This is a genomic window from Qiania dongpingensis, from assembly GCF_014337195.1.
Lineage (GTDB): Bacteria > Bacillota > Clostridia > Lachnospirales > Lachnospiraceae > Lientehia > Lientehia dongpingensis.
The window spans coordinates 1258713-1279750 of the sequence record NZ_CP060634.1; the positions used below are offsets into that span (position 1 = coordinate 1258713).

Genomic DNA, 21038 nt, shown 5'->3' on the forward strand with positions numbered 1-21038 from the left:
TTTCAGGCCTGCTTTTTCTTAACCCCAATCCATACTTCAGCCAGTCCGTCTTCTCCATAATACTCGATATCTGGCGCGCCGGATTTCATCCTGCCCGTCAGATATCCTGAGTTAAGCGGCCGATAGCCGGATCTGGGAAGCCATTTCGTGATTGCCTGGGCTTCTGTTTTACCGATGGTTTCTATTGTACAGGGAAATACAGCCCAGGTCATGGCCGGCACCATATATTCCTCCAAGTCTCCCGTTATCTCTTTGCCGCTTGAAACTGCTATAAAATGTATGAATGTCCGGGAGTCTTCCTCATCCGTATTATATATGCTGATACCGAAAAGCCCGTACGGCTCCCGGTCCATCAAGGGCAGCAGCGTGTCCTTTTGATTTCCATTATGGAATTCCGCCCACTGAAGCGGAATCGTTTTTCTTCCTTCTTTCTTTCTGTTGGTAGTCCTTACCGCGTATCCGATCACACGAAAACTGTCTCTTTCTTCAATTCTGAATGGCGTTTCCATCTGGCTCCTCCTTTTGCCTGTTGCAGTTCGATTCTTTTTGGTATTTTCAGTAACCTTTGTCAGTCCTCCTCTACGATCGGTATCCATATCTGGCTGATATAGTCCTCACAGTAAGAGACCCCGTCGCTGTACCATTCCAGCTCGGGGCAGTCGGCATGTTTAAACGGATATTGAGAAATCCACTCTTCCTCCAGGTACTTCCAGCCGTTCCGGACCGCCTGCGGGACGGCGCCTCTGCAGTCAAATACAGCCCACGTATTTTGGGGAAGCACGGTTTCTGCAAATCCTTCCGGAACAGCGTGAACCGTATTCACCATTATGGAATACACCGCCGCCCCCTTCTCTCTCCCGGCTCCGCCGAACAATCCAAATATCCCTTTTGGGGTACCTGTGTCTATAGCGATCAAATCTGAAAAGGTCCCTTCTCTTTGGCATTCACTCCAGAACTTCAGAATTCTTCTTCCATTTTCTTCATCATCTCCAGAAAGCCGAATCCTCTTCCCTACCAGCCGAAGTTCCGGTTTTTGTTCAATCCTCCAGGAATATTTCTGTTTCACTGAAATCCGCAGCTTAGGATGCACTCGCAGCTCCGCGGATATGGCCCTGGCTTCCTTTGGAGTAATTCCGTGAAACTGCTGAAAAGCTTTTGTGAACGAGGTAGGAGAATCATATCCATATTTATAGCTCAGATCGATTATTTTCATATTTGTGCTTTTCAGATCATATCCGGCTAAAGTCAGCTTCCGGAATCGAACATATTCGGCAAAGCTGATGCCATTCATATACGAAAAAACCTTCTGGAAAAAATCAAAAGAACAGCCGGCGATCCGCGCGATCTCTTCCTTATCAACGGATTCTTCTTTCCTCTGCAGATAGTGTTCCACATAATCGACGATCATCTGTAGTTTTTCATTCCATTCCATGGCCAGCTCCTCTCATCTAGTATGTGCTTATTCTACCATTTAAACATCATACTTTCCTCTCATATTACGTACTGACAGGATAGGAAAGATAATCATGATACAAAATACTTTTTGGAATCATTCTTTGTAAGCTCCGATCAAACTCCAGTTAAACGCCGGCAGAAGTTCCGGACCGTCACGATTTCGGTTCGCTGGCGATGCAGGGACCGCTTTATCCCCGCTCCAGAAGTACCGCTCACATGTCGACCGAAAATCCTGATGATTTTCCGTCTCCGGTTCGCTCAGAAACGAAATCGGTATTTTTCGTTTCTGCCCCCCTCCGTCTGGGGAACACCGGTCTCTGCCCTGCAGCGCTCACCTTTAGGCCGGTCCGTAATCTTCCCGCCGGCGTCCTGCATGCCGCATCACATTGGATAAACTTTATTACTTAGATTCCAGAAAAGAATTGGACATCCACACAGCCCGCGCGCCTAAAGGCTGCGGGCTGTGGTGGGCCGCCCCAATGGCCTTGGAAACAAATGAGCGCTTATTTCGGTGCGGAAGAAAGAACAAGAGGAAGGATCCGATTCCATCGTAAGGTGAGCGCCGCAAAGGCGTTAGCAGGATCTTCCCGGCCGCAGGGAGGTAAAAACCGAATTTCATGCAGGTTTTTATTGGAATCTGACATGGAAAAATATCGATTTATCCATGTCAGTTGGAAAGGACCGACCGGAGGCCGTAAAAATCCTGGTTACGGCTGCCAGCGAGCCGCCTGGATGGAATCGGATTTCTTCTTGTTCCATCTAATTGATTAAGATAAATTTGTTTCAACGATATTCAAAGGTATACTATTCTTATCCGGCTGCGAATCCTACGATCAGATACGCGATCACAGCCAGGGTTCCGCAGATCAGGGAATAAGGCAGCTGTGTCTTCACATGATCCAGGTGGTCGGACGCAGAGCCCATGGACGAAAGGATCGTCGTATCAGAAAGGGGAGAACAATGGTCCCCAAACACTCCGCCGCCTGCCACTGCCGCGAATACCGCTGCCACAATGGTGTTCAGCTCTCCTCCTGTGATGCTGAAAGCCAGAGGAAGCGCGATCGGCATGCAGATGGCAAACGTCCCCCAGGAGGAGCCGGTGGCAAATGCCATCACAGATGCCACGATAAAGATGATCGCCGGCAGAAGATGAGGCGTCATAAAACCTTCGCACAGGGAAATGATATAATTTGCCGTTCCCATCTGCTTGCTCAGGGAATTCACCGAATAGGCCAGCGCAAGGAGAACGATGGCAGGAAGCGCGCCTTTAATGCCGTTCATAAAAGTATCCATGACCTCCTTAAACGGAATCCCCTGTATCATCATACTGACAGTCATAAAGATGACCACAAACAAAAACGCTTCCATTGTCTTCGCCGATTTGAACGCAATGTAGGTCCCCAAGGCCATGGTAATGATCATCAGGACCGGCAGCAGGAAGTTTAAAAACACCCTGGGTTTAAATCCGGGATACGGCTCCATTTCAGTCAGCTCCTTGCCGATCAGCGGCGTCGCGCCGTCCGCGATGACCTTCCCCTCTTCCATGGCGCGCTTCTCTGCTTTCTTCATGGGGCCGAAGTCCTTGATGATTCCCGAACCGATCAGTCCCACAAATACAACGGCGATCAGCGCGTAGAAATTGAAAGGAATCGCTTTCAGGAACAGCGCCGCACCGTCCGCATCCGTAGCAATACAGCCTACGCCTACCGCCAGGCCGCTTAAATAAGCAGCCCATCCGGTGATGGGCACCAGCACGCTGACCGGCGCGGATGTAGAATCCGCTATGTACGCCAGCTTTTCCCTGGATACCCGTGCTTTGTCTGTGATGCTCCTCATGGTGCAGCCGACAAACAGCGGGCTGAAGGAATCGCTGAAGTATACGAACATACCGAGAACCCACGCCATCAATTGGGCGCCGCGCCGGCTCAGATGCTTGTCGTGCACCCACTGAGAAAAACCTTGTATGGCGCCGGTCTTTTGAAAATAGGCTACCAGGATACCGATGAAGGTATTCAATAGCATCACCCAGGAAAAGCTTGTGGTGCCGAGACTTTCTTTAAGAAGCGTGGGAAAGCCCAAAAGCCCCTGTCCGGCCAGCAGCGTACCGGTGATACACGCAATGGCAAGGGACACGATGGTATTCCGCGTCACAAAGGACAGTACGATCGCAAGAATGGCCGGGATTATGGATATGAATCCCATGTTGATGATTTCTTCCATCTCTCTCCTCTTTCTCGGAAAACCGGCGGTCCGGTTCTCCCGTCTTTTTTATATTTATATAAGCAATACAGAAAGAAAGAGGGAACCCCCATCCGGCTAAAACGAGTGCCGCCGGAAAGGGATTTCCTCCTGAATACGAAACATAAACAAACTCTGCTGTTACTGCAGTCTGATGTCCTCAAGCGGGATAAAATTTTCGGAACGAGTCACCGTTGCAGGCGGCGCTGCATCCAATTTCTTATCCGAAATCCCGAGGATATCCTCCGGGCGGACCCAGGGGCGGTTCTGAAGGGCGCTGGTCTCTTCATGGGTCAGATATCCTTTATAAGCCGTGAGGCTCCGTCTCAAAAATCCGTCCTTTGCACAGGCCTCCGCTACTCCCTGATTCAGGATGCCTCTGAAATGGGGCAGCACAGAAGCTGCGTATGCGACCGAAGTGGAATTGGCAATCGCTCCGGGAATATTGCTCACACAGTAATGCACGACTCCTTCTTCTATATATCTGGGATTTTCATGGGTTGTCTCATGGAATGATTCAATGGCTCCCTGGTCATCATTGCTGATATCCACAATGACAGAGCCCTTTTCCATCAGCTTCAGCATGCTTCGGTCGATCAGATAATCCTTGCAGCCTTTAGGCCATTTCACACAGTTTAACACCATGTCGGTCTCCGGCAGGAGCTTCGCGATGTTCTGCTTTGTGGAGATCATGGTGTTCACCTGCTCATGGTACTGGCGGCTGATGCTTCTCAGGGTACCGATATTGATGTCCATGATCGTCACCCAGGCCCCAAGGGCATGCAGCACCGAAAGAGCGGCTTGGCCTACGGTCCCTCCGCCGAGGATCAGGACTTTCATGCCAGGCGCTCCGCCCAGCCCGCTGACAAACTTCCCTTTTCCTCCGTTGATAGAAAGCATGGACTCCAGCCCCATCAGAGCCCCCTGTTTACCGGCGGCTTCACAGTTGGGTGAACCATACCGGTGGGAATCCTCCGCGGTGAATGCAATCACCTTTTTGTCCAAAAGAGCCTGTACTTCCTCCGGATGAGCCGCCGGATGAATACAGGTAAACACGATCTGGTTTTCCCGAAGCAGCTCATACTCGCAGGGTTCAAATTCCTTTACTTTTGCCAGCAGCTCGCTTCTCGCGTACATCTCCTCCGCCGTATCCACGATTTCCGCTCCGGCCTCCGCGTATGCCGCGTCCTCAAAGCCGGCTTTCTCGCCCGCGCCCTTCTGCACCAGCGCAGTATGGCCGTCTGCGACGATCGTCGCGATCTCTGACGGTGTCGCGATCACGCGGTATTCGCCGTTCTTAATGTCTTTCAATACACCAAATACCATTTTTTTATCCTCCACATTAGACCGGCCGTCCCGGCCGCCTGTTCACCGGCGGAATGGCCTTCCCAAAATACGTATGTATAATTCTACAACACAGGCCCTGGAATGTCAATAAAGCCTCTTTGCCTCAGCCGATCCCCTTGTACAGGAAGCCCAGGATCAGGACAATGACTGCCAGCGGCACATAAATATATTTCGCCAGGAAACCGAAAGCGGCCGGCAAAGGCTTCTTTCTTCCCATGTCCATCTCTTCCTTAATCCTTTTGTAACCCAGAATGTAATAGATGGATACCGCTCCCAATACGGCTCCGAAGGGCACGATCACGATCGTGACAAAATCCATCCAGGAACCCACATATGCCTCGTTCTCCAGGAACAGTCCCACCGCCAGAGTGATCGCTCCGCAGAGGAGGACCGCGTTCCTCCTTTTTAGAGAAAAGCGGGTCTGCCAGCTTTCCACGACAGCCTCAAACATATTCATCAGCGATGTGATGCCCGCGAAGGATACCGACAGGAAGAATATCACCGCGAACAGACGTCCCATGGGCATCTGACGAAAAATATTCGGCAGGGTGATGAACATCAGGGACGGGCCCCGTCCCGGCTCTATCCCAAAAGCAAATACGGCCGGCATGATGGCCAAGGCTGCCAGCAGCGCCGCCAGAGTATCAAACACGGCAGTACGCACAGACGCCTTGGGGATATTCTCTTTTTTACTCAGATAAGATCCATAGACGATCATGCCGGAGCCTGTGATAGACAGGGAGAAAAAGGCCTGTCCCATGGCCATAACCCAGGTGTCCGCCTTCGCCAGATATTCCCATTTCGGCACAAATAAAAATTCATATCCCGCCGCGGAACCGTCCAAAAAGGCCACGCGGACCGCCAGCACGGCAAACAGCAGGAAAAATACCGGCATCAGGATCTTATTGGCCTTTTCAATTCCAGACGCCGCGTTCGCCAGCAGAATCACTACGGTTATCACAATGACCAGCACATGCCAGGGAACACTTCCCAGATGGCCTGTCGCCTGAGCAAAATAAGCCGCCGAATCTGTATTAAGGATTGCTCCGCTCAGAGAACCCGCTATGGAACGGAGGACCCAGCCGATGATGATAGAGTAGCCGATGGCAATGCCCAAAGAGCCCATAAGCGGTATCCATCCGAGTACCTTTCCCAGCCTGCCCTTTTTTATCCTCTGCCAGCAGTGTTCATAAGCCCCCAAAGTTCCGGTCCCGGCTCTCCTGCCTATGGCAAATTCCGCTGACAGCCCCACCAGGCCAAAAAGCACGACGAACAGGAGATAGGGAATCAGGAAAGCTCCACCACCGTATTGTCCCAGGCGGTATGGAAACATCCAAATATTTCCCAAACCCACGGCTGATCCGACGCAAGCCAGCACAAAGCCGACAGAGCTGGAAAATCCTCCATTCACATGTTTTTTTTGATTCATAGCTTTACTCCCCCTAATATAATTGATAGGTATGTATCTGACAGCATGAAACGGCCGCAGGATGCCCGAACGGGTGTCCTGCGGCCGTTTCATTATAACATATCCTACTGTATTATCAAAGAAATTTGATTATTTCTCAAAATCGTACAGATTCAGGCCGATTTCTTCGCTGAAGGTCCTGTCCACTTTTCCGTCGACCACATGAATCACGACCTCGCAGGTAGCGCTGACAACCGCCTGGTTCAAGTGCCCTCCAAAGACTTTTCCATCAGCGTCTCCGGCGCTCATGTGCAGATGGGCATAAAACTCCCCATCCATTGTATTGATGGTCCCGAGCAGGGATACAATCTCAAAATCTCCGCTGAAATGATTGGAATAATATTTCTTCTCTCCGGTCTTGAACACACCCACGGTAAAATCCCCTACGGCTCCCAGTGCGTTCACATCAGCCAGGAGGATTTTTTCCCTCAGGGCGATCACCTTGATCTGCTCCAGGATATCTTCCCCTTTATCCACTCTTGCAATAATGGTATTACCGAATCTCCTGTAGTCCATCTTACTCTCCTTTGTGCTCCCAGCTGAATTTCGGGTTCTGAACGATGTATTTTCCTCCGGCTATCTCCACATCCACCCCGGTTATGTAGCTGCACGCGTCAGAAGCCAGGAACACGATAGGCTTTGCCAGATCCTCCGGCACGCCCAATCTCTGAAGCGCCACATTCTGAGTATACAGCCCTCTGTTTTCTTTAATGGATTCCCGGCTGATCTCTGTCTCGATCATTCCCGGGATATACCCTACCACGCGGATACCATAGGGTGCAAAATTTGCCGCGAAGGTCTTTGTAAAACTGGATACTCCGGACTTCGCCGCCGCATATACGGCTCCCTCAGAATGGGGAATCTTCGAGGCAAAGGAGGACGCGTTGATGATCACGCCGCCTCTTCCCTGGCTGATCATGTGCCGGCCGGCGATTCTGGAGCCTTCAAAAACTCCGTCCAGGTCGATTCTCATAATGCTGTCATATTCCTCCTTGGTAAATTCCATCACGGGTCTGTTGATAGCGATTCCCGCGTTATTCACCCAGATGTCGATTCCGCCCTGTTTCTCCGCCACGGCATCTGCCATCGCCGCCACGCTCTCTGCATCCGCCACGTCTACCTGGTAAATGTCAACGTTAAATCCCATTTCAGCGCAGTCTGCCTGCATCGCTTCCAGCTTCTTCAGGGTACGTCCGCAGACCGACACCAGCGCGCCTTCTCTCGCAAATTCAATGGCCGCCGCTTTCCCAATGCCTGTTGCCCCGCCTGTGATGACTACGCTCTTGTTCTTCAGGTTTAGATCCATCTTGTTCCTCCTTTTTTCGCTTGCTCGTGCAGCCGGAATCCCGGCCGCGTCACTCCGCTATGAGATATCCGCCCTGTCTCATTTTTGAGATGACGAATTTCCGCGCTTCACCTATTTGTTCCGCCGCTTCTTCCACGGTCTGGCGGTAATTGTTGTCCGCCCACATTTCTACCATAAACCGTCCGGCGTATCCAAGCCCGTGCAGTTTTTTAAACAGCTTTTCAAATTGAACCGTTCCGCTTCCAAACGGAACATTCTTGAAAACTCCCGGCTCCGTTTCCTTTACATGGATCGCCACAGTCTCCGCGATCCCCAGCTCCAGCTCGCTTTCCGGATCGCTGCTGAACTGGCTCAGGTTCCCGAGGTCCGGATATATCTTAAAATACGGCGAAGGTATCTCCCGTAAATAATGGGTAGCCCGCAGGATCGTCCCGACAAACGGCGTATCCATGATCTCCATGGCCAGGATCACTCCCGCTTTGGCCGCCATCTCCACAGAACGTTTCATCCCATCCAGGAAATATGCCTTTGTTTCCTCGTCGGATTTCTCATAATATACATCATAGGTGGCCAGCTGGATACATCCGATACCCAGTCTCTGTGCCAATAAAAGTCCCTTTTCCATCACCTCAAAGGCCCGCTTTCTCGTTTCCGGGTTCTTGCTCCCGAACGGAAATCTGCGATGGGCGCTGAGGCACATGCTGGGAAACAGGATGCCTGTTTCGTCCATCAGACTTCTGAGCTCCCGGATCTCTTCCGTCCCCCAGTCAAGGCGGGCCAGCCGCTCGTCTGACTCATCCACCGACAGCTCCATGAAATCATAGCCGGCCATTCTTGCGGCAGTCATCTTTTCCCGCCAGGAAAAAGCATTGGGAAGAGCTTTTTCATATATGCCAAGCGGCGTCTTATTCAGGTCAAACATCGCCTTCTCCTCCCTCCCGCAGGTTCTCCCATACGCCTGACAGGGCATCTATCATCTGACGGTAGGTCTTATATTTCTTTTCATAGATCTCTTTATATTCTGCCCGCGGCATCACCTTTTTGGACACATGCACCAGCTTAGCCGCCGCATCGGCATATCCGCCATACACCCCGGCGCCGATTCCCGCCGCCATGGCCGCGCCCATGATCCCCTGCTCCTGACATTCCACCGTTTCTACAGGTATCTGCAGGGCGTCTGCGAAAATCTGAACCCAGACGTCCGAATTCGCGGCCCCTCCGGCCAATCGGATGGCCTCCGGTTCTTCTCTGTTGCGCAGAAGCCGTTTCACATGGGTCAGATGAGAGAACACGATCCCCTCATAGACTGCCCTCAGCATGTGCCGCCTGTCATGAAAATCCGTAAGGCCAATAAAGCAGCCCTTTGCAAGCGGGTCCTCATTGGAACCGTTCAAGAAAGGAAGGAAAACCACATTGCTGTCCTCCGGTTCTATGGAAGCCGCCATCTCATTGGTCAGATCATAAATACTTTTTCCTTCTTTGGCAAGCTCCTCCTTTTTCTCCGCCATCAGCTGGTCAATGAACCACTGCATATTTCCCGCGGACGTAGGGCTGCTCTCCTCTATCAGATAATATCCCGGTATACAGAACATGGAATTCAAAGCCACGGTTCCGTTCACCACCGGCTTCTTCGTGATATACTCGTTTATGCTCCAAGTCCCGGCGATCATACACATAGGCGCCTCGTCATATATACCGGACGCAATGCCGCAGGCATCCACATCGAACATTCCGGCCATCACCGGTGTTCCGGGAACCAAACCGGTCTCTTCTGCCGCTTGTTCCGTGACAGTCCCGCACACATCGGCGGAAAATTTGAGAGGAGGAAGCTTATCATATACCATGTCCAGGCCAAAATATCCCATCAGCTCCCGGTCATAGGCAGCCGTGTCCAGGTTTATCAGATTGGCCCCGGAAAAATCAGTATATTCCCCGTTCGCTATTCCCGTCAGGCAGTACCGGATATAATCTTTTACAGAAAATATGTATTTGGTATTCTCAAGCACCTCCGGCTCATGATCCCGCAGCCATGCAAGCAGGCTGACCGGCTGGCACGCCAGAATGTCCTGGTACGTCTTTTTATACACTTTATCTGCCGTCCCGTCGCTCTTCCACTGCTTTACGTACTTCCACGCCCTGGTATCCGTGGATAAAATCCCCTTATAGGAGGGCTTTCCATCCTGCCCTACCAGATACAGGCCTTTCCCATGCCCGGAAAACGATACGCCGGCTATATCCTTCGCGTCTATACCGCTCTTTTTCACTGCTTCCCTGATCACTTTGGCATTCTGTTTCCAAAGCTCCCCCATATCCCGCTCTGTATAGCCGGGCTTGGGGGTCAGGTTATGGATAGACTCTCTCGCCACGGCTGCCAGCCGCCCGTTTTCATCGGACAGCCCGGCCTTGACGAACGTCCCTCCATTATCAATCCCCATCAAATATTTCAAACCATTGCCCTCCTGTCCTTTTTTGCAGATTTATTGCAAAACGAAAAAAACAGGGCGATGTAAATTATACCTTACAGCGCCCTGTCTCATTATTAAACGTTCAATGCGGTTTTCGGAATACGGCCTTCCAAAGCGTCAATTACACACTGCGCGCAGTCCATGCTGACTGCTTCTTTGGACTCCCATGTTTCAGAGGAAGAATGAGGCTGGAATACCACATTCGGGCACTGAAGAATCGGCATATCCTTTTCAGGCGGTTCCTGCTCGTATACGTCAACGCCGGCGGCGCCGACCTTGCCGGACTTCACAGCCTCGTAAACGGCATCCAGATTCCATGCGGGACCTCTCGCCGTATTTACGATGACTACGCCGTCTTTCATGATGTCCAGCTCCGCTTTATCGATGAAATGGTAATTTTCAGGAGTGTTGGGAATGTGGAGCGTGATGCAGTCACACTGCTTAAGTACCTCTTCCTTGCTGGCAAAGGTCACATTCAGCTCTTTCGCCGCCTTCTCATTGGGGAAGGGGTCATAAGCCAGAATTTTCACATTGAAGCCCTGGATTGTCCTTGCGAAGCACTGTCCGATCGCACCGAAGCCCATGATGCCCACGGTTTTTCCGTAAAGCTGGTTTCCGGTGAAGCGGTCCCATTTATTCTCATGCATTACCTTGTCCATGGGGATGATATTCTTCATGGCTGTAAGCATCAGTGTCAGCGCATACTCCGCCACACTGTTGGAAAGCATAAAGCTTCTCACGTTGCAGGCGATCACGCCGTGTTTCTTCGCTGCGTCAAGATCTACTGTATCAAAGCCAACGCCGAATCTGGCAACTACTTTAAGCTTCGGAGCAGTCTGGAACACTTCTTCACACCAAGGCTCCATACCTGCGATAACGCCGTCGATATCGCCGGATATCTGCATCAGTTCTTCTTTTGTATAAGGATCTTCTCTGTCAAGCTCGATCAGTTCATAGCCTTTGTCCAGGAGCATCTGTCTCGCCTTGGGGCAGTTCTTTTTATAATTGCTGACACCCACAAGTATCTTCTTCTTATCCACGTCTTTCAACCTCCTAAATATGCTTTCTTAACTTCTTCATCTACCAGCAGATCCTTGCAGAAGCCTTCCATGGCAACCTCGCCGACCTGCATTACATAACCTCTGTGAGCGGTATTCAGCGCAATCTTGGAGTTCTGTTCAACAAAGAGGACGGTCACGCCTTCACTGTTGATCTCCCGAATCGCCTTGAACACTTCTTTTACAATAACCGGCGCCAGACCAAGGGAAGGCTCGTCAAGCAGAATCATCTTCGGCTTGTTGATCAGGGCGCGGCCAATGGCCAGCATCTGCTGCTCGCCGCCGGACAGAGTGCCGCCCAGCTGTGTGCGCCGTTCTTCCAATCTGGGGAACCGTTTGTAAATTCCCTTTAAATCTTCTTTGATATTCTTTGTATCTTTCCTCAGATAAGCTCCTGTAAGAAGGTTCTCCTCCACGGTCAGCTTGGAAAACACATGACGCCCTTCCAATACCTGGCACAGGCCAAGGGAAGCGACCTTATGGCCATGGAATCCCTGAATCTCTTTTCCATCGAAAATAATCTTTCCTCTCACGCCCTTGGAGTTTGTCAGACCGGAAATCGTCTGAAGGGTGGTGGTCTTTCCGGCGCCGTTCGCCCCGATAATGGTGACCATCTCTCCTTCATTCACCTGCATGTTAATGCCTTTTACTGTATGGATGTTCCCATAGTAATAATGGAAATCCTGCAATTCCAATAACGGTGCCATTATTCGTCACCTCCTAAGTATGCGGCAATTACATCCGGATGGTTCTGTACCACTTCCGGAACACCTTCGGCCAAAAGTGTGCCGTGCTCCAGACAGTACACATAATCACATACGCCCATCACCAGCTTCATATCATGCTCGATCATCAGGATCGTCACATCCAGATCAAGGATTCTCCGGAGCAGTGCGTCGAATTCTTCCTTTTCCTTGGAGTTCATACCTGCGACCGGCTCATCCAGAAGAATCAGCTTCGGCCCGCTGGCCAGCCCTCTGACAATCTCCAGAAGCCTCTGTTTGCCGTAGGACAAGCTTCCAGCCTGCTGGTTCGCCATATCCTGAAGGCCTACGAATTCCATCCACTTTTCTGTCTCTTCGCGTACAAACTTCTCTTCTTTTCTTTCGCTGGGAAGGTGAAGCATATCACTCCAGAAATTGGATTTCAGCCTGGTATGCATACCTACCATGATATTTTCCTGTACCGTCATCTGGCGGAACAGGTTGATTACCTGATAGGTCCTCGCCATACCGACTTCATTGATCTTATGGGGCTTCAGCCCCTCAACATGCTTGCCGTCAAAGATCACACTGCCTTCCGCCGGTGTATAAACGCCGCTGATGCAGTTGAAAAACGTGGTCTTACCGGCGCCGTTGGGGCCGATCAGACCGGTGATCTGTCCTTTACGCACATGTATGCTGACTTTATTCACAGCGACCAGGCCGCCAAACCGGATTGTTACTCCTTCAGTTTTCAGCATATTATTTTACCTCCTTGCCCGCTTGCTTCAGTGCTTTTCTCCTGAGGATGTTCCGCTTGAGATCCTTAGCCGCACCTACCAGGCCGCCCGGCATAGCCAGGATTACGAGCAGCAGCAGGATACCGTAGATAAGCATCTGATATTCTTCAAACATACGGAGGCTTTCCAGAATCACTTCCACTGCTACCGCGCCGATGACAGGACCTGTAAGAGAACCGCTGCCGCCGAACAGCATCATCGTAACGAAAAGCACGGACTGCTTCTGCTGATACATATCGGGATGCAGGTAACCTACCAGGTTCACATACATGCCGCCCGCGAAGGCAACAAAGAAAGCGCTTACCGCAAAAGCGATGACCTTATACTTCCGTACATTTACGCCCATGCCTTCTGCCGCCTGCGTATTCTCGCGGATGGCGATCAGGGCACGGCCCGTCCTGGATTTCACGATGAAATTCTTGATGATCAGGAAGACCACCACGCACAGGACGCCAAAGAAGTAGAATTTAACGTTTGTATTGATTTGAAGTCCAAAAATATGTAACTTGTCCGTGAAAAATCCATTGAAGTTCCCGGTAATGTTATTCGGGGAATGAGATGCAATCTGATATACAATCTCGCCGAATGCTATTGTTGCCAGGGAAAGGAAATGGAATTTCAGTTTTGAAGCCGGCAGCGCCAGCAGCGCGCCGATGCCGCATGCAATCACCGATGCGATCAGCATCGCCGGAATCTGAGGCACACCCAAATGCTTATACAAGATGCCTGCGCCGTAAGCGCCGATCGCATAAAACGCCGCGTGGCCCATGGAAATCTGGCCGCTGTATCCAAACAGGACATCCAGACCGGAAACAGCTACTATGTAAATCGTCGCAAAACATGCAATCAAGCACAGATATTCCGAAAAGCCCAGAATCGCCGGAACCAATAAGGCAACCACAACAGCGATCAGGCATTTAATCAAATTGTTTGATCTTATTTTTTCTTTCATATTATCCTCCTGCCCATACCGCTGAATTTATACATCCTGAATTGCTCTTTCATTGAAGATACCGGTAGGCTTCACGAACAGGAATACAATCAGCAGAATGTATGCGAACATGTTCTTGTAAGCCGATGAAATATATCCGGCCACCAGTGTCTCGGAAAGTCCCAGAATCAGGCCGCCGACCATTGCACCGTACATATTTCCGTAACCGCCCATAACCGCACTGGAAAAACCTTTACGTCCGATCGTAGCGCCAAGTGTTACATATACGCCGTACATCGGCCCGATGAAGATACCTGCGATCGCTGCGATTCCTGCAGCCAGGCCCCAGGTAATGCCTGTATTTAAAGAAACGTTGATTCCACAGGACTCTGCCGCCATGGGGTCCATGGCCGCCGCTCTCATGGAAGTACCGATTTTCGTCTTAGTCATAAAGATATGCAGTATTACCATACATACTGCCGCAGCCCCCAGACAGAGGAGTGCCTCCGGCTGTACGCCCGCTCCAAAAATCGTCACAGAATCCACCGGGAAGATGGACGGGAAATACTCGATCTTGGAACTCCAGATCGCCTGTGCGCCATTCTGGAAAATATAAGAAATTGCTATAGTCGCCAATATGATGTAGATAGCCATTACGTTTTTATTAAGCAGCTTCCGGATAACGCCCTTCTCCAGAAGGAAGCCGATACCGAATGCGATCACCATGGTCAAAAGCACAGATACTATGTAGGGCAGCTTTAAGAACCGGTAAAAGGTCAGGCCGACAAACGCACCGATTGTCAGGATATCTCCCTGTACGAATGTCATCAGACCGGAAGCTTTGTAAATTAAGCTGTAGCCCATGGCAATCAAGCTATAGATACTTCCGAGCACCAGGCCCGAAATAATCAATTGTGTTAACATGCTCATACGCCGTTACTCTCCCTTCCAAACAGTTAAAACTATGGGGGCCTTTGTCAGGCCCCCATATTCAGAACAATTGAATTAATATTCTCTTCCGGTCGCTGACTTATATGCGTCGTAATCTTCTGCAAGCCAAGTAGTAAAGTCTTTATTCTTTCCGTCGCCAACGTAAATCCAGTTCTTGGAAGTATGGTATCCTTCACGTGTTCCGTCATCATATGTAAGAGGTCCGCCGAGGCCTTCGATGGAAACTTCAGGCATAGCGTCTTTGATAGCGGTAGAATCGTTGGATCCAGCGATCTTTGTCGCTTCCCACATAACCATCATAGTGTCATACACACGATAGATAACTTCTGTTGTGGGGATCTCGCCGTATACATCCTGGTACATCTGAAGAACTTCTTTGATCTTAGCATCGTCACATGCGTCAATGTTGGGGTAGATTACATAAGGATAAGAAGCGGCAGTGTAGATTGCGTTCTCATTGCCTGCGATGTTCGCATCTCTCATGGACATGATCTCTTTGCTGAAAAGGATGCCTTTGTAGCCGCCCTGACGGAGCTGCTTAACAAATGCGCCGATATCGTTTCCGCTGGTGGTCATGTATACACACTGAGGGTCGCCCTTGATCAGCTTTGCGATCTGTGCAGAGTAGTCAGTATCGCCTACATCGTACATTTCTCTTGCAAGGACTTCAATACCCTTCTCACCGCAGATTTTCTCAAAAGCATCTGCTGTAGATAAGGAAGCGTCATCCTGTCCGTTGAATATGGATACATTTTTGAATCCGGCTTCTACGATCATGTCTACGGTGTTGGTAGCCAGGTTCGCATTGTTTACGGTAGCACGGAATACGTAAGGCCAGTCCTCAGCCATCCAGGTGTTTGCAGTACCAAGGCCCATCATGAAGGTTTTGGAATCATTGATGGTCTTTCCAGCTGCAAGGATCTCACTGGAGTTTACGGAGCCTACAATCGCGTCAACCTTGTCGTTCTGAACCAGCTTGGAAGCGATCTTTACAGCTTCCTCAGGTGAGCCCTGGCTGTCATAGCAGACAAGTTCAATCTTCTGTCCGTTGAATCCGCCGTTGTCATTGATATAATCAATCATGATCTCAAGGGTGTTCTTTGACTCGATACCAGCAACAGAGTTGTTCCCGGTCAGCTGTAAGAACGCGCCCAGTTTGAAGGTTTCGCCGGATGCCGCTTCGCTTCCGCCTTCTTCTTTTTTGCTTTCGTCGGTCTTCCCTGCTTCAGTGCCTGCAGCTTTTGTGGTGCTGTCTGCGGGCTTGTCGTCTTTTTTCCCACAAGCAGCCAAGCTAAGTGCCATCACTGCCGCCAGAGAAACTGCTACTAATTTTTTCAGTTTCATTTTTTTCATCCTCCTGTTTTACATAATTTTGAAACCCCGTAACGATTGCTACGGTATCATTATAACGTAATCCTCCCTCATACTCATAATATATGACTACAGAAAACGCCCCCAATTCTTGTGTCGTAAACACAATCTTCTTTTAGGTAAATATTATACAATAGGGATAAACGTTAGTTTTATATATGAAATAAAGTATTTCTCTACTGAAAACAAGGAGGACTCTGCATGAAGCTTTTTGATCTGACCGGAAAGAAAGCCATCGTCACCGGCGGTTCCAGGGGACTGGGCATGGGTATGGCAGAAGGGCTGCTGGAAGCCGGCGCCCACACAGTGATCATCGGGAAATCGGAAAGAGCTGCCCAGACGGCTGAACAGTTCCGGAATGCTGGTCTTAGCTGCGACGCGGTACAGGCCGACATCCAGAATCCCTCCGCCAGAAAAAGGGCTTTTTCCCGTTCCATGGAGATTCTCGGCGATCTGGATATCCTGGTAAACGCGGCAGGCATCACCTTCCGCCATCCCAGCGCGGGGTATCCCCGTGAAAGCTGGGAGGAAATCCTGGAAGTCAATCTCACCGCTCCTTTTGAGCTGTCTCAAATGGCAGCCGAGGTCTTTTTCCAAAAGAATTATGGAAAGATCATCAATGTCTCTTCCATGCTCGCGTTCTTCGGAGCCACCGTTGCTCCTGCATACGCCGCTTCCAAGGGAGGCATTACCCAGATGAGCAAATCTCTCTGCAATGAATGGGCTTCCCGCGGCATAAATGTCAACTGCGTCGCTCCCGGTTTCATGGATACCGATATGAATGACGCGCTCACCGATCCGTCCACTCCCAGATATAAAGAAATATCCGGTCGCATACCGGCCGGCCGCTGGGGAACTCCGGAGGATATGAAGGGAATCGCCGTTTTCCTGGCCTCACCCGCTTCCGATTATCTCAATGGTACCGTTATCCCCATAGACGGCGGTTATTTAGTACGCTGATAAGAAAACATTTCGTTTTTCTCCTATTATATGAAAAAGAAAAGCCCTCCGGCCGAAGCCGGGGGGCTTTTCTTGGGAGAGCCTCAAGCAGCAACTCCTATTTTCTGGAGTCGGCGTATGCCTGACGCATATTTGATAAGGCTTTCATGGAGCCGTCGATCATATAGGCAGGCTCACTGCCCACAGATATCATGCTCACGCCTTTATCAATCCACATCTTTACGGATTCATAATCATACGCTCCGATGGACACGCCGATATGACGGCCTGCCTTCTTCACCTTCTCGAACACGTAATCGATCTTCTCCATCACCTCCGGATGCTTGAAATCCGGAAGATGGCCGAACGCTCCCGAGAAATCACAGGGGCCCAGGATGAACATGTCAACATCCGTATTCGCCAGCAGATCGTCTATATTCTCATATGCGGCCTTCGTCTCGATTTGGATCAGCTTCCAAACCTTGTCATTCACCGTATTCACATACTCATCCACGCTGTCGATCCCATAGCGCACCGCTGCCCTCGGGCTGAACCCGCGGATTCCCTTCGGCGGATAGCAGCAGGACTGAATCGCCAGCTCCACATCCTCCTTTGTGAAGATCATCGGGAAGATGATCCCCGTGGGGCCCATCTCCAGGATCGGCTTCACCTGGGCCGGGTCTAAGATCGGCACCCGGACAAAGGTCGCCAGCTGCGGTCCCACCGCTCTGGCCGCCAGTAGGATATTGCACACATCATGTTTTGTGATCTGGGTATGCTCCATGTCGATCCAGAAATAGTCATAGCCGCAGTGGCCCAGGATCTCCGCGTTGTGCATGTCCGCGTTGGTGATATGGGTGCCGAACAGCACCTCTCCGTCCGCAATCTTCTGTTTCCATCTGTCCATAGCTTTTAGTCCTCCTCAGGAACACTCTTCGGCATATCCGGATTGTTGGGTCCGAAATGCTTCAAGATTACAATAGGTTCATATTTGCTCTTGTTTTCAATCACAATCCCTGCTTTCGCAGCCTTTTCCGATACAAAATACTCGTCTGCGCTCTGCTGTCCAAATCTCAGCATAGTCGCGGTCTCCGCGTCAAAGCAGCCAAATGTTCCGTGGCCCTGTACGAAGATGCAGCCATACGCGGCGGGATCTTTGATGGTCACCTTCTGACCTGGATATACCGTCAGTTCCTTCGCGCAGAAATAGTCGTTGGCATAGGAAACCCATTTCTCCACATACTGATCGGTCTCCTTATCCACTACAGGGGGACGGAAATATGTCTTCCTATAATGAGGATCCGTATTCTTCTCCCAGTCTAAGAGACCAAAAATATAATCGATATCGTCTTTTTTGTCTTCCGGACACTCTTCCACCAGCATCTCGCGGGGATAAATCTCGCCGGAGACCACATTTTCCTCTACGGAATTCACATCGGAATTCCACTGGGGCTCATAGGTCAGCCAGGACGCAGGCGCATGGATCACTCCGGCAGGCGTATACCAGCCCGTGCCAAGCTCCACTCTATATGCTCTGGACAGCTCTGTGATCCTGGTGTCCGCAGAATTGTAATTGCGAAGGCGCTCTTTTACATCTTCCGGCTTTGTATCCGGATCAAATCCAAAATAAGTGGCGTTATTCTCACCGGAATAGTTGTTCAACTGCCTGGGGAAATAATAGGATTCCGGCTTTCCCAGCTTTCCTACCCGCGCGGCATCCTCAAAGGTAAGATGCACATGGTGGAAAAGCGGATTCTCAAAGTCGAAAAACTTGGAATACATCGGCCAGCCGCCGTACTCTTCCATAAGCTTTTTGCCCACTACTTCCTCGCCCAGAAGGTCGATTGCTTCCTTCAAGGTGAATTTCTCATCGGAATCAGGCGACACAGCCACATAGCTCATTCCTTCATCCGGTGCGGCCAAAGGTCCGTTGTTCGCTGCTATTGTGGAAGAAAACCAGCGCTCTTTGATGGAGCCTCTCTCGATGCCCAGCGCATAATAATCGTCCGGATGCAGCTTCAGACGGTGCCCGGCTTTTCCGAACCGTCTGGGTACGAAGGTCGGCATCAGGCGAAATACCCCCTGGCCTTCCTCAAAGGTTTTTTTGATAAGTTCCTTGTCCGCCATTGTAAAACCCCCTTTTGTTTATTTGTTCACTACGTTGACCGGCTCTCCGTCCAAAAATGCCTTTACATTATTTACAGCAATATCCATAAGCCTCTGTCTGGACTCCTTGGGCGCCCATGAGATATGAGGCGTGATAATGCAGTTTGGTGCGTTCAGAAGCGGATTGTCGCCGCGGATAGGTTCTGTGGAGACCACATCCAGGCCGGCAGCGTATACCTTACGGTTTACCAGCGCGTCAGCCAGATCCTGCTCTACGATGAGCGGTCCTCTGGAATTGTTCAGGATGATCACGCCGTCTTTCATCTTCGCAATGGTATCTTTATTGATCATTCCTTCTGTGGAAGGGAACAGCGGGCAGTGGAGGGCGATCACATCCGACTGGGAAAGAACCTCGTCCAGTTCTGCGTAACGGCAGTTCTCATTTTCCAAAGCGGGATTCTTATACGCGTCATATGCCAGGACCTTCATCCCCATGGACTGTGCGATCCTGCCGGTAGTCTGGCCAATCCTTCCATAACCTACGATACCCATGGTTTTGCCTGCCAGCTCAATCAGCGGATAATCCCAGAAACACCAGTCCTTGTTGTTTTCCCAGCGTCCCTTATGTACGGCTTCACTGTGATGCCCGATATGGTGGCAGATCTCCAAAAGGAGTGCGATGGCGAACTGGCCTACCGCATCCGTTCCGTAGGTAGGGATATTGCTGACCACAATCCCCTTTGCTTTTGCCGTATCGGTATCGATCACATTGTAACCAGTCGCCAGAACTCCGATATAACGGATGGAAGGGCATTTCTCCATGGTATCCGCAGAAACAGGCGTTTTGTTGGTGATCACGATTTCTGCGTTTCCGATTCTCTTTACAATCTCTTCCTCAGGAGTCCTGTCATATACCTTTAATTCACCCAGCGCCTCAAGGCCGCTCCAGCTCAGATCACCAGGATTTTCTGTATAACCATCTAATACAACAATTTTCATAATCCAATCTCCTTTTCATTTCCCTCTTATAAATAAAAGAAGCCGGCCGGCCGGAATGATACCGCCCCCGGCCTGCCTCTGCTTTCGTTTATCTAATTCATTATTTCAGTTTATCTGCCGCCGCGCGCATAGCCTCGCCGGTCTGTGACCAGTAAGTGGTGACAATCTTCAGCTCGTCGCCGATGCAGAAATGCTTAACGCCCAGGTCAATGTAGTACTGTGCGTCTTCAGCCGTATAAATCTCACATCTGGGCTGAACGCCATGCTTCAGGGCAACTTCGATCATCTTTCTCTCAGCAGCCTTGCACTCGTCAAGGTGATCCTTCATATTATAGCCGCAGCTCATGGAATAATCGGAAGGTCCGAACTGTACCATGTCAACTCCGGGGATGGAGCAGATTTCCTCGATGTTATCCATCGCCTCTTTCTTCTCGATCATCAGAGCAACTACGGTATTTTTTACCATGTCAGCATAATCCATCTGTGCATTATGAGGCTGATATCCAATCCAGCGGCTGTTGGGATATCCGAATCTGCCCATATCCTGAGGCCTGTCGGGTTTCAGAACATGCAGAGACTCTCTCACCTCGTCGGGAGTCTTGTGGTCTACCAGCAGTACGGACTGGAATCCGGAAGCCATTGCCTTCTGTGCCACAAAAGCGCGGTTCTGGAAATCCACTTTGATCATGGATGACATGTTGTAAAGCTCTGTAGCACGGCAGATATTTTCAAAATCGGACAAGTTATAGGGTGCATATTCCGCTACAAACTCAATGTAGTCATATTTTCCTGTGCTTCCTACGATTTCCACGATTGTCGGCCATACGCTCTCCACTCTGGTCGCAACGGACGGAAGATTATTGTCCAACAAATAACGCAGCTTGTTCTCCTTCATTTTTAAAG

At 50.4% G+C, this 21038-nt stretch carries 20 protein-coding genes; 1 reads left to right on the forward strand and 19 read right to left on the reverse strand.

Going from position 1 to position 21038, the window contains the following annotated elements:
* Positions 1-2: 2 nt before the first annotated feature.
* The 15 genes from H9Q78_RS06065 to H9Q78_RS06135 all read right to left on the reverse strand — a co-directional run bounded on the left by H9Q78_RS06065 (position 3) and on the right by H9Q78_RS06135 (position 16064).
* Positions 3-509, reverse strand: coding sequence for a GyrI-like domain-containing protein (locus H9Q78_RS06065; RefSeq protein ID WP_249304286.1), 507 nt, complete (start codon positions 507-509; stop codon positions 3-5).
* Between the two features lie 59 nt (positions 510-568).
* Positions 569-1432, reverse strand: coding sequence for an AraC family transcriptional regulator (locus H9Q78_RS06070; RefSeq protein WP_249304288.1), 864 nt, complete (start codon positions 1430-1432; stop codon positions 569-571).
* A gap of 833 nt (positions 1433-2265) precedes the next feature.
* Positions 2266-3675: a Na+/H+ antiporter NhaC family protein gene (locus H9Q78_RS06075; protein WP_249304290.1), complete on the reverse strand. Its 1410-nt coding sequence runs from the start codon at positions 3673-3675 to the stop codon at positions 2266-2268.
* A 159-nt stretch (positions 3676-3834) separates the two neighbouring features.
* A complete protein-coding gene (locus H9Q78_RS06080; protein ID WP_249304292.1) occupies positions 3835-5019 on the reverse strand; it encodes an alanine dehydrogenase in 1185 nt (394 codons plus the stop codon).
* A gap of 124 nt (positions 5020-5143) precedes the next feature.
* Positions 5144-6469 (reverse strand): sodium-dependent transporter, encoded by a 1326-nt coding sequence (locus H9Q78_RS06085; protein ID WP_249304294.1) that lies wholly within the window; start codon positions 6467-6469, stop codon positions 5144-5146.
* Positions 6470-6598: 129 nt separating this feature from the next.
* Positions 6599-7024 (reverse strand): PPC domain-containing DNA-binding protein, encoded by a 426-nt coding sequence (locus tag H9Q78_RS06090; RefSeq protein ID WP_249304295.1) that lies wholly within the window; start codon positions 7022-7024, stop codon positions 6599-6601.
* Between the two features lies 1 nt (position 7025).
* Positions 7026-7814: an SDR family NAD(P)-dependent oxidoreductase gene (locus tag H9Q78_RS06095; RefSeq protein WP_249304297.1), complete on the reverse strand. Its 789-nt coding sequence runs from the start codon at positions 7812-7814 to the stop codon at positions 7026-7028.
* A 49-nt stretch (positions 7815-7863) separates the two neighbouring features.
* The gene (locus H9Q78_RS06100; protein WP_249304299.1) at positions 7864-8736 is read right to left on the reverse strand and encodes an L-ribulose-5-phosphate 3-epimerase; all 873 of its coding nucleotides are present in this window, start codon (positions 8734-8736) and stop codon (positions 7864-7866) included.
* The gene (locus H9Q78_RS06105; RefSeq protein ID WP_249304301.1) at positions 8729-10261 is read right to left on the reverse strand and encodes an FGGY-family carbohydrate kinase; all 1533 of its coding nucleotides are present in this window, start codon (positions 10259-10261) and stop codon (positions 8729-8731) included. The genes H9Q78_RS06100 and H9Q78_RS06105 overlap by 8 nt, the downstream gene beginning before the upstream one ends.
* A gap of 92 nt (positions 10262-10353) precedes the next feature.
* Positions 10354-11319 (reverse strand): phosphoglycerate dehydrogenase, encoded by a 966-nt coding sequence (locus tag H9Q78_RS06110; protein WP_249304303.1) that lies wholly within the window; start codon positions 11317-11319, stop codon positions 10354-10356.
* Between the two features lie 5 nt (positions 11320-11324).
* A complete protein-coding gene (locus tag H9Q78_RS06115) occupies positions 11325-12044 on the reverse strand; it encodes an ABC transporter ATP-binding protein (protein WP_249304305.1) in 720 nt (239 codons plus the stop codon).
* The gene (locus H9Q78_RS06120; RefSeq protein ID WP_249304307.1) at positions 12044-12799 is read right to left on the reverse strand and encodes an ABC transporter ATP-binding protein; all 756 of its coding nucleotides are present in this window, start codon (positions 12797-12799) and stop codon (positions 12044-12046) included. Before H9Q78_RS06120 ends, H9Q78_RS06115 begins: the two co-directional genes overlap by 1 nt.
* A gap of 1 nt (position 12800) precedes the next feature.
* Positions 12801-13790, reverse strand: coding sequence for a branched-chain amino acid ABC transporter permease (locus H9Q78_RS06125; RefSeq protein ID WP_249304308.1), 990 nt, complete (start codon positions 13788-13790; stop codon positions 12801-12803).
* 27 nt (positions 13791-13817) lie between these two features.
* Positions 13818-14699, reverse strand: a complete 882-nt coding sequence (locus tag H9Q78_RS06130) for a branched-chain amino acid ABC transporter permease (RefSeq protein WP_147595993.1) — start codon at positions 14697-14699, stop codon at positions 13818-13820.
* Between the two features lie 75 nt (positions 14700-14774).
* A complete protein-coding gene (locus H9Q78_RS06135) occupies positions 14775-16064 on the reverse strand; it encodes an ABC transporter substrate-binding protein (protein ID WP_249304310.1) in 1290 nt (429 codons plus the stop codon).
* Between the two features lie 228 nt (positions 16065-16292).
* Between H9Q78_RS06135 and H9Q78_RS06140 the strand changes: the two genes are divergently transcribed.
* Positions 16293-17051, forward strand: a complete 759-nt coding sequence (locus H9Q78_RS06140; RefSeq protein ID WP_249304312.1) for an SDR family NAD(P)-dependent oxidoreductase — start codon at positions 16293-16295, stop codon at positions 17049-17051.
* 97 nt (positions 17052-17148) lie between these two features.
* On the opposite strand, the gene H9Q78_RS06145 is transcribed toward H9Q78_RS06140, so the two are convergent.
* The 4 genes from H9Q78_RS06145 to H9Q78_RS06160 form a co-directional block, all read right to left on the reverse strand.
* On the reverse strand, positions 17149-17937 hold the full coding sequence (locus H9Q78_RS06145; RefSeq protein ID WP_249304313.1) for an HpcH/HpaI aldolase family protein: 789 nt from the start codon (positions 17935-17937) through the stop codon (positions 17149-17151).
* Between the two features lie 5 nt (positions 17938-17942).
* Positions 17943-19157, reverse strand: a complete 1215-nt coding sequence (locus H9Q78_RS06150) for a hypothetical protein (RefSeq protein WP_249304315.1) — start codon at positions 19155-19157, stop codon at positions 17943-17945.
* 18 nt (positions 19158-19175) lie between these two features.
* Entirely contained in the window at positions 19176-20135 is a 960-nt protein-coding gene (locus tag H9Q78_RS06155; RefSeq protein WP_249304317.1) for a D-2-hydroxyacid dehydrogenase, read from the reverse strand.
* A gap of 100 nt (positions 20136-20235) precedes the next feature.
* The gene (locus H9Q78_RS06160; protein ID WP_249304318.1) at positions 20236-21030 is read right to left on the reverse strand and encodes an HpcH/HpaI aldolase family protein; all 795 of its coding nucleotides are present in this window, start codon (positions 21028-21030) and stop codon (positions 20236-20238) included.
* Between the last annotated feature and the right edge of the window lie 8 nt (positions 21031-21038).

What these genes read in the sequence shown, in the direction of transcription:
- H9Q78_RS06065 (WP_249304286.1), bottom strand. Translation starts at nt 509, where the DNA reads ATGGAAACGCCATTCAGAATTGAAGAAAGAGACAGTTTTCGTGTGATC.
- H9Q78_RS06070 (WP_249304288.1), bottom strand. Translation starts at nt 1,432, where the DNA reads ATGGAATGGAATGAAAAACTACAGATGATCGTCGATTATGTGGAACAC.
- H9Q78_RS06075 (WP_249304290.1), bottom strand. Translation starts at nt 3,675, where the DNA reads ATGGAAGAAATCATCAACATGGGATTCATATCCATAATCCCGGCCATT.
- H9Q78_RS06080 (WP_249304292.1), bottom strand. Translation starts at nt 5,019, where the DNA reads ATGGTATTTGGTGTATTGAAAGACATTAAGAACGGCGAATACCGCGTG.
- H9Q78_RS06085 (WP_249304294.1), bottom strand. Translation starts at nt 6,469, where the DNA reads ATGAATCAAAAAAAACATGTGAATGGAGGATTTTCCAGCTCTGTCGGC.
- H9Q78_RS06090 (WP_249304295.1), bottom strand. Translation starts at nt 7,024, where the DNA reads ATGGACTACAGGAGATTCGGTAATACCATTATTGCAAGAGTGGATAAA.
- H9Q78_RS06095 (WP_249304297.1), bottom strand. Translation starts at nt 7,814, where the DNA reads ATGGATCTAAACCTGAAGAACAAGAGCGTAGTCATCACAGGCGGGGCA.
- H9Q78_RS06100 (WP_249304299.1), bottom strand. Translation starts at nt 8,736, where the DNA reads ATGTTTGACCTGAATAAGACGCCGCTTGGCATATATGAAAAAGCTCTT.
- H9Q78_RS06115 (WP_249304305.1), bottom strand. Translation starts at nt 12,044, where the DNA reads ATGGCACCGTTATTGGAATTGCAGGATTTCCATTATTACTATGGGAAC.
- H9Q78_RS06120 (WP_249304307.1), bottom strand. Translation starts at nt 12,799, where the DNA reads ATGCTGAAAACTGAAGGAGTAACAATCCGGTTTGGCGGCCTGGTCGCT.
- H9Q78_RS06125 (WP_249304308.1), bottom strand. Translation starts at nt 13,790, where the DNA reads ATGAAAGAAAAAATAAGATCAAACAATTTGATTAAATGCCTGATCGCT.
- H9Q78_RS06130 (WP_147595993.1), bottom strand. Translation starts at nt 14,699, where the DNA reads ATGAGCATGTTAACACAATTGATTATTTCGGGCCTGGTGCTCGGAAGT.
- H9Q78_RS06135 (WP_249304310.1), bottom strand. Translation starts at nt 16,064, where the DNA reads ATGAAACTGAAAAAATTAGTAGCAGTTTCTCTGGCGGCAGTGATGGCA.
- H9Q78_RS06140 (WP_249304312.1), top strand. Translation starts at nt 16,293, where the DNA reads ATGAAGCTTTTTGATCTGACCGGAAAGAAAGCCATCGTCACCGGCGGT.
- H9Q78_RS06145 (WP_249304313.1), bottom strand. Translation starts at nt 17,937, where the DNA reads ATGGACAGATGGAAACAGAAGATTGCGGACGGAGAGGTGCTGTTCGGC.
- H9Q78_RS06150 (WP_249304315.1), bottom strand. Translation starts at nt 19,157, where the DNA reads ATGGCGGACAAGGAACTTATCAAAAAAACCTTTGAGGAAGGCCAGGGG.
- H9Q78_RS06155 (WP_249304317.1), bottom strand. Translation starts at nt 20,135, where the DNA reads ATGAAAATTGTTGTATTAGATGGTTATACAGAAAATCCTGGTGATCTG.
- H9Q78_RS06160 (WP_249304318.1), bottom strand. Translation starts at nt 21,030, where the DNA reads ATGAAGGAGAACAAGCTGCGTTATTTGTTGGACAATAATCTTCCGTCC.